We start from the raw sequence: 15624 nt of genomic DNA, 5'->3' as shown, positions 1-15624 counted from the left end.
CGGCGACCATAGCCTGCCCATGAGGAGCGGGTTGAATCACTTCTCGGTCCGATTAATTTCTGGTTCCTTTTTCCGATGCCGTCTGCCGTAAATGGGTTGCGTTTAAATGGCGAATGAAGAGACGCTGCGGGACTACCTCAAGCTGGTGACGGCGGATCTGCATCAGACCCGTCAGCGCCTGCGTGAGGCCGAGGCGAAGAACCAGGACCCCATCGCCATTGTGGCGATGAGCTGCCGCTACCCGGGCGGGGTCACCTCTCCCGAGGACCTGTGGCAGTTGGTGACCGATGAAGTGGACGTCGTCACCGAGTTTCCTGCCGACCGCGGCTGGGATCTCGACACCGTCTACCACCCCGACCCCGAGCACCCGGGCACCAGCTACGTCAAGCAGGGCGGGTTCGTCCGCGACATCGCCGGGTTCGACTCCAGCCCCTTCGGCATCAGTCCGCGTGAGGCGCTGTCGATGGACCCCCAGCAGCGGCTGCTGCTGGAGACGTCATGGGAGGCGTTCGAGCGGGCCGGCATCGACCCGACGACCCTGCGCGGCAAGCAGGTCGGCGTCTTCGTCGGCACCAGCAGCCACGACTACCTGACCGCGCTGCTGAGTTCGTCCGAGGATCTCGAGGGCTACCTGGGCACCGGCAACGCCGCCAGCGTCGCCTCCGGCCGGCTGTCCTACACCTTCGGCCTGGAAGGCCCGGCGGTCACCGTCGACACCGCCTGCTCCTCGTCGCTGGTCGCCCTGCACCTGGCGGTGCAGGCGCTGCGCAACGGCGAGTGCTCGATGGCGCTGGCCGGCGGTGCGACCCTGATGTCGGCACCGGGCACCTTCATCGACTACAGCAAGCAGCGCGGCCTGGCCATGGACGGCCGCTGCAAGGCCTTCTCCTCCGCGGCCGACGGGTTCTGCCTCGCCGAGGGCGTGGGCATCCTGCTGGTCGAACGGCTCTCCGACGCCCGTCGCAAGGGGCACCCGGTGCTGGCCGTGGTGCGCGGCACCGCCGTCAACCAGGACGGTGCCAGCAACGGGCTCACGGCACCCAACGGTCCGTCCCAGCAGCGGGTCATCCTGCAGGCCCTGGCCAACGCACGGCTCACCCCGCAGGAGGTCGACGCCGTCGAGGCGCACGGCACCGGCACCGGACTCGGCGACCCGATCGAGGCCCAGGCGCTGATCGCCACCTACGGCCAGGACCGGCCGCAGGACCAGCCGCTCTGGCTCGGCTCGCTGAAGACCAACATCGGACACGCGCAGGCCGCCGCGGGCGTCGCCGGCGTCATCAAGTCGGTCATGGCCCTGCGCAACGGCGTGCTGCCCAGGACGCTGCACCTGAACGAGCCGACGCCGCACGTCGACTGGGCCGCGGGCGAGGTGTCGCTGCTGGCCGAGGCACGGGAGTGGCCGCGCACCGACCGCCCGCGGCGCATCGGCGTGTCGTCGTTCGGCATGAGCGGCACCAACGCCCACACCATCCTGGAAGAGGCCGAGGAGCCCACCGGGACCGCGGCGCCGGCCACCGAGGGGGCCGGGCACCTGCCGCACCTACCGGTGGCGCTGTCCGGCAAGGACGAGGCGGCGCTGCGCGCCCAGGCCGGCCGGCTCCGCGCCCACCTGGCAGCCCGGCCGGAAGTGCCTCTCACCGACATCGCCTACTCCCAGGCCGTCGGCCGCCCCGCGCTCGACCGCCGGGCCGTGCTCGTCGCGAGCGACCGCGAGGAGCTGCTGACGAGTCTCACCGCGCTGGCCGCCGGAGAGATGATGAGCGCGTCGGAAGCGGCCACTGAGGGCAAGGTGGCGTTCCTGTTCTCGGGTCAGGGCAGCCAGCGTGCGGGTATGGGCCGTGAGTTGTACGACGCCTACCCCGTGTTCGCCCGGGCACTGGACGAGATCTTCGCCCACTTCGAACTGCCGCTTCGTGAGGCGATGTTCGGCGACGATGCCGGGCTGATCGACCAGACGGCGTACACCCAGCCTGCGTTGTTCGCGGTCGAGGTGGCGCTGTTCGGTCTCCTCGAATCGTGGGGCATCCGGGCGGACTTCGTCTCCGGTCACTCCATCGGTGAGATCGCGGCCGCGCACTGTGCGGGTGTGCTGTCGCTGGCCGACGCGTGCACGCTGGTCGCGGCGCGCGCCCGGTTGATGCAGGAACTGCCGTCCGGTGGCGCGATGGTGGCGGTGCAGGCGACCGAGGACGAGGTCACCCCGTACCTGACCGACGCCGTGAGCATCGCCGCGGTCAACGGTCCGGCCTCCGTGGTGGTCTCCGGTGACGAGGACGCCGTACTGGAGATCGCGGCCCGCTTCGAGGAGCAGGGCCGTAAGACGAAGCGTCTGACGGTCAGTCACGCGTTCCACTCCCCGTACATGGACGGGATGTTGGAGGCGTTCCGCCGGGTTGCCGAGGGTCTGTCGTACGAGGCTCCGCGCATCCCGCTCGTCTCCAACCTCACCGGCACGATCGCGACCCGCGACGAGGTGTGTTCGCCGGAGTTCTGGGTGCGGCACGCGCGCGAGGCGGTCCGCTTCCTCGACGGCATGCGGTACCTGGAAGGGCAGGACGTCACCGTCTGCCTGGAGCTCGGGCCGGGCGGTGTGCTGACGGCCATGGCACAGGACTGCGTGACGCGCGAGGGTGCCGCCTTCACCCCCGCCCTGCGCAAGGACCGCCCCGAGCCGCAGGCGCTGGCGACCGCCGCCGCACGGTTGCACGCCCGCGGTGTCGCCGTCGACTGGGAGGCCTTCTTCTCCGGCACCGGTGCCCGGCGCGTCGATCTGCCCACGTACGCCTTCCAGCATCAGGCGTACTGGCCACGTGACCCGTTCTCCCAGCCGGAGGCGCTGTCCGCCGAGGCCCTCGACGCGGTGAGCGCGCAGTTCTGGGAGGTCGTGGACAGCGAGGACCTCGCCGCGCTCACGCAAACCCTCGGGGTCGACGCCGACCAGCCGCTCAGCGACGTCCTGCCCGTGCTGTCCGCCTGGCATCGGCGCAACCGCGACCGCAACACCGTCGACAGCTGGCGCTACCGGGTGACCTGGCAGCCCTTGACACAGACCGTGCACCGGCCGCTGACCGGCACCTGGCTGCTGGTCACGCCCGCCGGGCTCGCCGACGAGGCCTGGGTGAGCGCGGCCGGACGCATGCTCGCCGACAGCGGTGTGACCGTACGGCACTGTGTGCTCGACGCCGCGGCCGACGACCGTTCGGCGGTCGTCGAGCGGATTCGCGCCGCACTGGACGGCGACGCCGCGGACGTCAGCGGCGTGTTGTCGCTGCTCGCTCTCGACGAGCGGCCGCATGCCGCCCACGAGGCGGTGCCGGCGGGCCTGGCGGCGACCACCGTGCTGGTGCAGGCGCTCGGCGACACGGGCGTCGAGGGGCCGCTGTGGTGCGTCACCCGGACAGCGGTCAGCGTGGGCCGCTCCGACCTGCTGCGCAACCCGGGCCAGGCACATGTGTGGGGCCTGGGCCGGTCGGCCGCCCAGGAGTACCCGGAGCGGTGGGGCGGGCTGATCGACCTGCCCCAGACGCCCGACGAGCGCGCGCTCGCCCGGCTCGCCGACATCCTCGGTGGCATGGCCACCCCGGCGAACCCGGGCGGCTTCGGCGACGAGGACCAGCTCGCCGTACGCTCCCAGGGCATCTTCGTACGCCGCCTCGCCCGCGCCGGGCAGACGGCCCCGGCCGACTCGACGGCGCACACCTGGCCCCGCACCGGAACCACCCTGATCACCGGCGGGACCGGTGCGCTCGGCGCCCGGGTCGCACGCCGGCTGGCCCGCAACGGCGCCGCACACCTGTTGCTGGTCGGCCGCCGCGGCGCGGACGCCCCCGGTGCCGCCGAACTGCGTGCCGAACTCACCGCACTGGGTGCCGAGGTGACCGTCGCGGCCTGCGACGTCGCCGACCGCGCCGCCCTGGCCCAGCTGCTGGCCACGGTTCCCGAGCGGCACCCGCTGACCGCCGTCGTACACGCCGCAGGTGTGCTCGACGACGGAGTGCTGGACGCCCAGACCCCGCAGCGGCTCGCGACCGTGCTGCGGCCCAAGTCGGCCGCCGCGACGGTGCTGCACGAACTGACCCGCGACCTCGACCTGTCCGCGTTCGTGCTCTTCTCCTCGTTCGCGGGCACCTTCGGCGGTGCCGGTCAGGGCAACTACGCCGCGGCCAACGCCTGCCTCGACGCGCTGGCGGAACACCGCAGGGCCCAGGGCCTGCCCGCCACCGTGCTCGCCTGGGGCGCCTGGGCCGAGGCCGGCATGGCCACCGACCAGGTGGTGTCCCAGCGGCTCCGCCAGGCCGGGCTGGCACCGATGGACCCCGAGCTGGCGCTCACCGCACTGGACAGGGCGCTCGCGCTCGACGAGCCGTTCTCGCTCGTCGCCGACATCGACTGGGCGCGGCTCGCGCCCGGACTCACCGCAGTGCGCCCCAACCCGTTCATCACCGGCCTGCCCGAGGCCCGGCGCGCGCTGGAAGGTGTCGCCGGTACCGACGCCGCCTCGGGTGACCCGTCGTCCTTCCGGCGCCGCCTCACGGATGCACCGGAAGGCGAACGGGAGCGGCTCGTCCTGGACTTCGTCCGCACCCAGGTCGCGGCCGTCCTCAACCACCCCGGGCCGGAATCCGTCGAGCCCCAACGCGCCTTCCGCGACCTCGGCTTCGACTCCCTGACCGCCGTCGAGATCCGCAACCTGCTGGGGTCGCTCACCGGACTGCGGCTGCCCGCGACCCTCGTGTTCGATCACCCCAACGCGCTCGCGCTGGCCGACTTCCTGCGCGGCGCCCTGCTCGGCGCGCCGGCCCCGGACACCACGGGACCGGCCCGCGGCACCTCTGCCGACGACGCCGACGACCCCATCGCCATCGTGGCGATGAGCTGCCGCTTCCCCGGCGGCGTGCACACCCCCGAAGACCTGTGGGAACTGCTGGCGGCCGGGCAGGACGCGATCACCGGCTTCCCGGCCGACCGCGGCTGGGACGTCGACGCCCTGCACGACCCGGAGGGCCGGGGCGAGAACACCACCTACGTACGCGACGGCGGATTCCTCGCCGGCGCCGCCGAGTTCGACCCGGCGTTCTTCGGGATCTCGCCGCGCGAGGCGCTGGCGATGGACCCCCAGCAGCGGCTGCTCCTGGAGACCTCCTGGGAGGCGTTCGAGCGGGCCGGGATCGACCCGACGACGCTGCGCCGTGAGCGGGTCGGCGTCTTCGCCGGCACCAACGGGCAGGACTACCTGTCCCTGATGCTGGCCGCCGCGGAGGGCGTCGAGGGCTTCCTCGGCACCGGTAACGCCGCCAGTGTCCTCTCCGGCCGCGTCTCCTACGTCCTCGGCCTCGAAGGCCCCGCGGTCACCGTCGACACGGCCTGCTCCTCCTCGCTCGTCGCGCTGCACTGGGCGATCCAGGCGCTGCGCGCCGGGGAGTGCACCATGGCGCTGGCCGGCGGTGTCACGGTGATGTCCACTCCCGCGTCGTTCGTCGACTTCAGCCGGCAGCGCGGCCTGGCCGCCGACGGACGCATCAAGGCGTTCGCCGCGGCCGCGGACGGCACCGGCTGGGGCGAGGGCGTGGGCGTGCTGCTCGTCGAGCGGCTGTCCGACGCCCGCCGCAACGGCCACCCCGTCCTCGCCGTGGTGCGCGGCAGCGCCATCAACCAGGACGGCGCCAGCAACGGCCTGACCGCGCCCAACGGCCCCTCCCAGCAGCGCGTCATCCGGCAGGCCCTGGCGAGTGCCGGGCTGTCCGCCGCCGACGTCGACGCGGTCGAGGCGCACGGCACCGGTACGACGCTCGGCGACCCGATCGAGGCCCAGGCGCTGCTCGCCACCTACGGTCAGGAGCGCCCCGACGGACGGCCGTTGTGGCTGGGCTCCATCAAGTCCAACCTGGGCCACACCCAGGCCGCGGCCGGCGTCGCCGGGATCATCAAGATGGTCATGGCGATGCAGCACGGCGTCCTGCCGCCGACCCTGCACGTGGACGAGCCGACCCCGCACGTCGACTGGGCGAGCGGCGCGGTCGCCCTCCTCACGGACTCCCAGGAGTGGACGCCGGTCGAAAGCCGTCCTAGGCGGGCCGGTGTCTCCTCGTTCGGCATCAGCGGCACCAACGCGCACACCATCCTCGAACAGGCCCCCGAGGCCGCCGAGGACGAGAGTGCGGTCCGCCCGGCACGACCGGCCGCGGCGGCCCCGCTGCTGCTCTCCGCGAAGACCGCGGACGGCCTGCGCGACCAGGCCGGACGCCTGCGCTCCCACCTGTCCCGCCACCCTTCGCCCGACCTCACGGACGTGGCGTTCTCGCTCGCCACGGGGCGCTCCCACTTCGAGCGCCGCGCCGCACTGATCACCGCCGACCGCGACGGGCTCCTGGCGGCGCTGGAGACACTGGCCCAGGGACAGAGCACTGCCGTACTGGTCGAGGGCACCCCCGTAGCCGGGAAGCCGGCGTTCCTGTTCACGGGGCAGGGCAGCCAGCGGCCGGGGATGGGCCGGGAACTGTACGAGGCATATCCGGTCTTCGCTGACACACTGGACGGCGCCTGCGCCTACCTCGACCGGGACCTGCAACGGCCGCTCCTGGACGTCATGTTCGACCACGACACCGAGCTGCTCGACCGGACCGCGTATACGCAGCCCGCGTTGTTCGCGGTGGAGGTGGCGCTGTTCCGGCTCCTCGAATCGTGGGGCGTCAAGCCGGACTTCGTCTCCGGCCACTCGATCGGTGAGATCGCGGCCGCCCATTGTGCGGGTGTGCTGTCCCTGGAGGATGCGTGCACGCTGGTCGCCGCGCGTGGTCGGCTGATGCAGGAACTGCCGTCCGGTGGTGCGATGGTGGCGGTGCAGGCCACCGAGGACGAGGTCACCCCGTACCTGACCGACGCGGTGAGCATCGCGGCCGTCAACGGCCCGACGTCCGTGGTGGTTTCCGGTGACGAGGACGCCGTACTGGAGATTGCGGCCCGCTTCGAGGAGCAGGGCCGGAAGTCGAAGCGTCTGACGGTCAGTCATGCCTTCCACTCCCCGCACATGGACGGCATGTTGGAGGCGTTCCGCCGGGTTGCCGAGGGTCTGTCGTACGAGGCCCCGCGCATCCCGCTGGTCTCCAACCTCACCGGCGCTCTAGCGACCGCCGAGGAGCTCACCGACCCCGGCTTCTGGGTCCGTCATGCCCGCGAAGCCGTCCGCTTCCACGACGGCATCCGCACCCTCGAAGCGCAAAACGTCACCACGTTCATCGAGCTGGGCCCGGACGGTGTGCTTGCGGCGATGGCGCAGGACTGCGTCACCGGCGAGGACCACGCCTTCGTTCCGGTGCTCCGCGCGGGCCGCCCCGAACCCGCGACCCTGACCACGGCCCTCGCCCACACCCACACCCGCGGCATCCCGGTCGACTGGCAGGCGTACTACGCCGGGACCGGCGCCCGCCGTGTCGACCTGCCCACCTACGCCTTCCAACACCGCAGCTACTGGCCCCAGTTGCCCGCCTACCTGGCGGGTGACGTCGCCGCCATCGGACTGGAGGAGACGGGACATCCCCTGCTGGGTGCGTGCGCGCAGCTGCCGGACTCGGACGGGCTGCTGCTCACCGGGCGGCTGTCGCTGCACAGCCACCCGTGGCTGGCGGACCACGCGGTCGCGGGCTCGGTCCTGCTGCCCGGCACCGCCTTCCTGGAGCTGGCACTGCACGCGGGCGACCAGGCCGGCTGCGACTACCTGGAGGAACTGACGCTTCAGGCGCCGCTGATCCTGCCCGAACACGGCGGGCTTCAGCTGCGGCTGGTGGTCGGTGCGGCCGACAGCGCGGGACGCCGTCCGCTCGCCCTGCACTCACGGACCGAGGACGCGCCCGCCGAGGAAGCATGGACCCGGCACGCCGACGGTGTGCTGGCCTCGGGCGGCCGGCCGACGGCCTCCTTCGACCTGGCTGTCTGGCCGCCCGCCGGCGCCACCGAGGTGGACGTCGAGGACCGCTACGAGCAGCTCGGCGCCATCGGCTTCGCCTACGGGCCCGCCTTCCAGGGGCTGCGCCGGGTCTGGCGGCGGGACGGCGAGCTCTTCGCCGAGGTGTCCCTGGCGGGCGACGCCGAGGCGGAGGCGGGCCGGTTCGGCCTGCACCCCGCGCTGCTCGACTCCGCCCTGCACACCATCGGCCTCGACGGACTGGGCGCCTCCGACGGACAGGGCAGGCTGCCCTTCGCATGGACGGGAGTGTCGCTGCACGCAGGCGGTGCCGCCGCGGTGCGCGTCCGGCTCGTCGCGGCGGGCACCGAGGCGGTCCGGCTGGAGATCGCCGACGTGACCGGCGCGCCCGTCGCCGCCGTCGAGGCGCTCGGGCTCCGTCCGGTCTCGGACGATGCGCTCCGCCAGGCCCGCGGCACCTATCACGAGGCGCTGTTCCGGCACGACTGGACCCCGCTGCCCGCCGCGCCGACGACCGTGGGCGACACCGCCGGACGGTGGGCGGTGCTCGGCACGGACGGCGAGACGGCCGGACATGTGCCGGGCGGACTCCGCGCCGACGCGTATCCGGACCTGGCCGCGCTGACGGCCGCCGTGGACACCGGCGCCCAGGTCCCGGACGTGGTCCTGCTGCCCTGCCCGTCGGTCGGCGACCCGACCGAGGACGGGGTGCGCCGGGCCGCGGGCGCGGCCCTCGACGCCGCCCGGGCATGGCTCGCGGACGAGCGGTTCGTCGCGTCCCGCCTCGTCTTCGTCACGCATGGGACGGTGGCCGCCGAGCCCGGCGAGACGGTGGACGACCCGGCGCACGCCGCGCTGTGGGGTCTGATCCGCTCCGCGCAGACCGAGAACCCGGACCGGTTCGTCCTGCTCGACACGGACGGCGACCACGACTCGTGGCAGATCCTGCCGGCGGCGCTGGAGTGCGGCGAGCCGCAACTGGCGGTTCGCCAGGGCACCGTACGGGCGCTGAGGCTGGCCCGGGCCGCCGTCGGGGCCGAGCCGCAGACGCGGCCGTACGACCCCGAGGGCACCGTGCTGATCACCGGCGCCACCGGAGCCCTGGGACGGCTGATTGCCCGCCACCTGGTGGCGGAGGCGGGCGTACGCAGGCTGCTGCTGGTCGGCCGACGCGGCGACACGGCCGAGGGAGCTGCGGAGCTCACCGCCGAACTCGGCGCGCTCGGTGCGCAGATCACCTGGGCCGCCTGCGACGTCGCGGACCGCGCGGCACTGGAGGAGGTGCTCGCCGCCGTACCCGCAGAGCATCCGCTGACCGCCGTCGTGCACGCCGCCGGTGTGCTCGACGACGGCGTCATCGGATCCCTGACCGGGCAGCGGCTGGAGGAGGTGCTGCGTCCGAAGGCGTACGCGGCACTGCATCTGCACGAGCTGACCCGTGATCTCGACCTGTCCGCCTTCGTCCTGTTCTCGTCGTCGTCCGGCGTCTTCGGCGGCCCGGGTCAGGGCAACTACGCGGCCGCCAACGCCTTCCTCGACGCGCTCGCCCAGCACCGCCAGGCCCGGGGACTGCCCGCCACCTCACTGGCCTGGGGCCTGTGGGCGGTCGCGGACGGCATGGCCGGCGGCCTGGACGAGACCGACATCGAGCGGATGCGGCGCGCGGGCCTGCCGCCGCTGACCGTCGAGGAAGGGCTGGCGCTGTTCGACACCGCCCGGACGCTCGGCGAACCGGCCCTGGTGCCGATGCGGGTGGACCCGGCGGCCCTGCGTGCGCAGGCGGCCGCCGGCACCCTGGCGCCGCTGCTGCGCGGCCTGGTCCGCACCCCCGTGCGCCGGGTGGCCGAGGCGGCCGCCGCCGGTGCCGAAGGGGCCCTGGCCGAGCGGCTTTCCGGGCTCCCCGCCGAGGAGCAGGACCGCACGCTGCTCACCCTGGTCCGCGCCCAGGTGGCCGCCGTACTCGGCCACGCGGGCCCGGAGGCCGTCGAGTCGGGCCGGGCCTTCAAGGAGCTCGGCTTCGACTCGCTCACCGCGGTCGAGCTGCGCAACCGGCTGAATGCGGCGACCGGGCTGCGCCTGCCCGCCACGCTGATCTTCGACTACCCCGATCCGACCGTGCTCGCCCGCCATCTGCGCGCCGAGCTGACCGGCACCGCAGGCTCCGCCGTCGTCCCGGCACCCGTGGCCGCGGCAGGCCACGACGAGCCCATCGCCATCGTCGCGATGAGCTGCCGCTACCCGGGCGGCGTGCGCAGCCCCGAGGACCTGTGGGGAATGCTCGCCGCGGGCGCCGACGGCGTCTCGGCGTTCCCCGGCAACCGCGGCTGGGACCTCGACGGCCTCTACCATCCGGACCCGGACCACCAGGGCACCTCGTACGCCCGGGAAGGCGGGTTCCTGCACGACGCCGCGGAGTTCGACCCGGGGTTCTTCGGGATCAACCCGCGCGAGGCGCTCGCCATGGACCCGCAGCAGCGGCTGCTCCTTGAGACCACCTGGGAGGCCTTCGAGCGGGCCGGGATCGATCCGCTGTCCCTGCGCGGCAGCAGGACCGGCGTGTTCGCCGGCGTGATGTACCACGACTACGGAGCCCGGCTGCACGCCGTCCCCGACGAGGTGGAGGGCTATCTGGGCACCGGCAGCTCCAGCAGCGTGGTGTCGGGCCGGGTGGCGTACACCTTCGGCCTGGAAGGCCCGGCGGTCACCGTCGACACGGCCTGTTCCTCGTCCCTGGTGGCCCTGCACCTGGCCGCGCAGGCGCTGCGCAACGGGGAGTGCTCGCTGGCCCTGGCCGGCGGCGTCACCGTGATGTTCACCCCGGGCACGTTCATCGAGTTCAGCCGGCAGCGCGGCCTCGCCGCCGACGGCCGCTGCAAGTCCTTCGCGGCCGCCGCCGACGGCACGGGCTGGGGCGAGGGCGCCGGCATGCTGCTCCTGGAGCGCCTGTCCGACGCCCGCCGCAACGGCCACCAGGTGCTGGCGCTCGTCGCCGGCAGCGCCGTCAACCAGGACGGTGCGAGCAACGGCCTGACCGCCCCCAACGGCCCCTCGCAGCAGCGGGTCATCCGCCAGGCCCTCGCCAACGCGCACGTCTCCTCCGCGCAGGTCGACGTGGTCGAGGCACACGGCACCGGAACGACGCTGGGCGACCCGATCGAGGCGCAGGCGGTCATCGCCACCTACGGCCAGGGACGGCCCGCGGACCGCCCGCTGTGGCTGGGGTCGATCAAGTCGAACATCGGCCACACCCAGGCCGCCGCAGGCGTCGCGGGCATCATCAAGATGGTGCTGGCGATGCGGCACGGCATGCTGCCGCAGACCCTGAACGTGGACGAGCCGAGCCCGCACGTCGACTGGTCGGCGGGCGCGGTGGAACTGCTCACCGAGGGCCGCGCCTGGCCTGCCGGCGCCGGACCGCGCCGGGCGGGCGTGTCGTCCTTCGGGATCAGCGGCACCAACGCACACGTCATCCTCGAACAGGCCCCCACCACCACGGAGCCGACGGCCACCGCGCCGGACACCGGAGTGGACAGCGGGCTGCCGGTCGTCCCGCTGCTGCTGTCCGCACGGGGCACGGACGCCCTGCAGGCCCAGGCGCACCGGCTGCGCTCCCACCTGCTCGCCCACCCCGACAGCAGCATCACCGACCTCGGCTTCTCCCTGGCCACGACCCGCGCCGCCCTCGACGACCGGGCGGCCCTGCTCGCCGCCGACCGCGAGCAGGCGCTGCGCGGCCTGGAGGCGCTGGCGCGCGGCGAGGCGCACGGCAACGCGCTGCGCGGCACGGCCACGGACGGCACGACCGCCTTCCTCTTCACCGGTCAGGGCAGCCAGCGTCCCGGCATGGGCCGCGAACTGTACGCGGCGTACCCGGAGTTCGCGCAGGCCCTCGACGCGGTCTGCGCCGAGTTCGACCGCCACCTGGACGAACCCCTGACAGAGGTGCTCTTCGCGGCCGACGGCGAGCTGCTGGACCGTACCGAGTACACCCAACCCGCCCTGTTCGCCCTAGAGGTAGCGCTGTTCCGGCTGGTCGAGGCGTGGGGCGTACGTCCTGACGTCCTGTGCGGTCATTCCGTCGGCGAGCTGGCCGCCGCGCACTGCGCCGGTGTGCTGTCGCTCGCGGACGCCTGCACCCTGGTGGCCGCCCGCGGCCGGCTGATGCGCGACCTCCCGGAGCGTGGCGCGATGGTGGCGATCCAGGCCACACAGGAGGAGATCACCCTTCCCGACGGTGTCGCCGTCGCGGCGGTCAACGGACCGCAGTCCGTGGTGATCTCCGGCGACGAGGACGCCGTACTGGACCTCGCGGCCGCCTTCGCGGTGCGGGGACGCAAGACGCGCCGGCTGACCGTCAGCCACGCCTTCCACTCCCCGCACATGGACGGCATGCTGGGCGACTTCCGCAAGGTCGTCGAGGGCCTTACCTGCCACGCCCCGCGCATCCCGGTCGTCTCCTGCCTCACCGGTGCCCCGCTGACCGAGACCGACATGACGCTGCCCGACTTCTGGGTGCGGCACGTGCGCGACACCGTCCGCTTCGCCGACGGCGTACGCGCGCTGGAGGAGCAGGGCGTCACCACCTACGTGGAGCTCGGACCCGACGCGGTGCTCTCCGCGCTGGCTCAGGAGAGCGTCACCGACGGCGCGTTCCTGCCCCTGCTGCGCGGCGGCCGGGCGGAAGCCGAGTCGGTGACGACGGCGCTCGCCGGGCTGCATGTGCGCGGCACGGCGGTGGACTGGCCGGCGTTCTTCGCGGCCACCGGCGCGCGCGGCGTCGAGCTGCCGACCTACCCCTTCCAGCGGCAGCGCTACTGGCTCGACGTCGGTTTCTCCGCCGAGGACGTGATGGCAGCCGGCCTCGACGCGGCGGACCACCCCCTGCTGGGCGCGACGGTCGAACTGCCCGAGTCCGGCGGCCTCGTCCTCACCGGCAGGCTGTCCCTGCAGACCCAGCAGTGGCTCGCCGACCACACCGTCATGGACACCGTGCTGCTGCCCGGCACTGCCTTCGTCGAACTCGCGCTGTGCGCCGCCGCACAGAGCGGCTGCGACACCGTCGAGGAACTCACCCTGGAAACACCCCTGGTCCTGCCGGACCACGGCGGGCTGCACCTGCGGCTGAGCGTCGGAGCTGCGGACGACTCGGGCCGGCGCACCCTCGCCGTGCACTCCCGCCCCGAGGACGCGGCCGACGCACAGCCGTGGCTGCGGCACGCGGCCGGCCTGCTGGCCACCGCGCCCGAGCCCGAGCCGTTCGACCTGGCCGTATGGCCGCCCGAGGGCGCCACCGAGGTCCCCACCGACGGCCTGTACGAGGCCGCCGCCACGTCCGGACTCGGCTACGGCCCCGTCTTCCAGGGGCTGCGATCCGTATGGCGGCGCGGCGACGACCTGTTCGCCGAGATCGGGCTGCCCGACGGCCTCCCGGCCGACGCGGCCGCCTTCGGGCTGCACCCGGCACTGCTCGACTCCGCCCTGCACGGCATCGGGCTGGGCGGACTCCTCCCGGACCCGGACGGCACCGCGGGCGGCCCCCGCCTGCCGTTCGCCTGGACCGGTGTCCGGCTGCACGCCGCCGGCGCCGACTCGCTGAGGGTGCGCCTCGCACCGGGCGCCTCGGGCGGTGTCGCGCTGCGGGTCGCCGACGCGACCGGACGACCGGTCGCCTCCGTCGACGAGCTCATCCTGCGCCCCGTGAACGCCGGACAGCTCGCCGCGTCCCGCGGCGCCGGCCACGACTCGCTGTTCCGGGTCGAGTGGACACCGCTGCCGGTGCCGGCCGAGGGCATTCCGGCCGGCGAGCGCTGGGTCGTGCTGGGCCGCCCCGAGGACGCGGACACCCTCTGCGGCGAACGGCTCGTCCACTACCGCGATCTGCCCGCGCTCGCCGCCGCCGACGACGTACCCGACGTGGTGCTCGTCCCGCTGCCCGCCGGGAACGAGACCGGGAACGGGACCGGCGGCACCGCCGAGGCCGCCAGGGCCGCCACCCACGAGGCCCTGCGGACGGTGCAGACCTGGCTGAGCGACACCCGCCTGGGCCGGGCACACCTGGTGTTCGTCACCACCGGTGCGACCGGAACCCGGCCCACGGAGGACGTGACCGACCTCGTCCACACACCGGTGTGGGGTCTGGTCCGCGCCGCGCAGTCGGAGAACCCCGGCCGGTTCACACTGATCGACACCGACGGCACCGACGCCTCGCGCCGGGTACTGGCCGCCGCCCTGGCCGCGGGCGAACCCCAACTCGCCCTGCGCTCCGGCACCGCACACGCCTGCCGCCTGGCCCGCGCCGAGGCGACCGCGGAGACCACCACCACCGAACTCGACCCGTCCGGCACCGTCCTCATCACCGGGGCCGGCACCCTCGGCCGGCTGGTCGCCCGCCATCTGGTGGCCGAACGCGGCGTACGACACCTGCTGCTGGCCAGCCGTCGCGGCGAGGCCACCGAAGGCGCCGCGGAACTCACCGCCGAACTGGCGGCGTCGGGCGCCCGCGTCACCTGGGCCGCGTGCGACGCCGCGGACCGGGAGGCGCTGGCCGGGCTGCTTGCGGCGATACCGGGCGAACACCCGCTGACCGCGGTGGTCCACACCGCCGGTGTCCTCGACGACGGGGTCCTCGACACACTGACCGGGGACCGCATCGACCGGGTGCTGCGCCCCAAGGCGGACGCGGCATGGAACCTGCACGAACTCACCCGCGACCTGGACCTGACCGCGTTCGTCCTCTTCTCCTCCGTCGCCGGCCTGTTCGGCGCCGCCGGGCAGGGCAACTACGCGGCGGCGAACACCTTCCTCGACGCGCTCGCCCAGCATCGCGCGGCCCGGGGCCTGCCGGCCACGTCGCTCGCCTGGGGCGTGTGGGCCACCGACGACGGCATGGCGGGCGCCCTGACGGAGGCCGACCTGACCAGGATGGCCCGCGCCGGCGTCGCGCCACTGTCGGTGGCCGAGGGCCTCGCCCTGTTCGACGCGGCCGGCACGCTCCCCGACCCGCTGCTCGTTCCGATGCGCACCGACGCCGCCGGACTGCGCGCCCAGGCCGCCGCCGGCACCCTGTCCCCGCTGCTGCGCGGACTCGTCCGCACCCCGGCGCCGCGCGCCGCCGGCGGCGCGGGCACGGTCGGCGCACCCACGGCGAACTCCCTGGAGCAGCGCCTGGCCGGGCTGACGGGCACCGAACGCGAACGCGCGCTGCTCGACGTGGTACGCACCCAGGTCGCCGCCGTGCTCGGCCACGGCGGGCCGGACGCGGTCGACCCCGGCCGAGGCTTCCTCGACCTGGGCTTCGACTCGCTCACCGCCGTCGACCTGCGCAACCGACTCGGCACGGCCGCCGGCATCCGCCTGCCCGTCACGCTGATCTTCGACTATCCGACCCCGACGGCGCTCGCCGGCCACCTCAGCGCAGAGCTGGGCGACGGCGCCGCCCCGGCCGCCCACGGCGTACACGCCGAACTCGACCGCCTTGAGGCGATCCTCTCCGCGGTCGGCCCCGACGACGTCGAACGATCCGGCATCGACGCCCGCCTGCGAGAGCTCCTGTCCAAGTGGAACGACACGCACAGTGCAACCGACTCCACCCCGAGCGGCGACATCGACTCCGCCACCGCGGACGAGATCTTCGACCTGCTCGACGGCGAGCTCGGCCTCTCCTGACCCACGCGCACCGAGCCCGCGCTTTCCGGCTCGCA

General features: G+C 73.9%; 1 protein-coding gene. It reads left to right on the top strand.

Annotated features, from left to right (window positions below; genetic code table 11):
- Positions 1 to 106: 106 nt before the first annotated feature.
- Positions 107 to 15589, top strand: a complete 15483-nt coding sequence (locus P2Q00_RS29060) for a type I polyketide synthase (RefSeq protein WP_275776012.1) — start codon at positions 107 to 109, stop codon at positions 15587 to 15589.
- The last annotated feature ends 35 nt before the right edge of the window (positions 15590 to 15624 follow it).

The sequence above is a fragment of the Streptomyces coacervatus genome (assembly GCF_029223485.1).
GTDB classification, from domain to species: domain Bacteria; phylum Actinomycetota; class Actinomycetes; order Streptomycetales; family Streptomycetaceae; genus Streptomyces; species Streptomyces coacervatus.
Note: the sequence above shows the minus strand (reverse complement) of the source record. Positions and strands in the feature narration are given on the sequence as shown.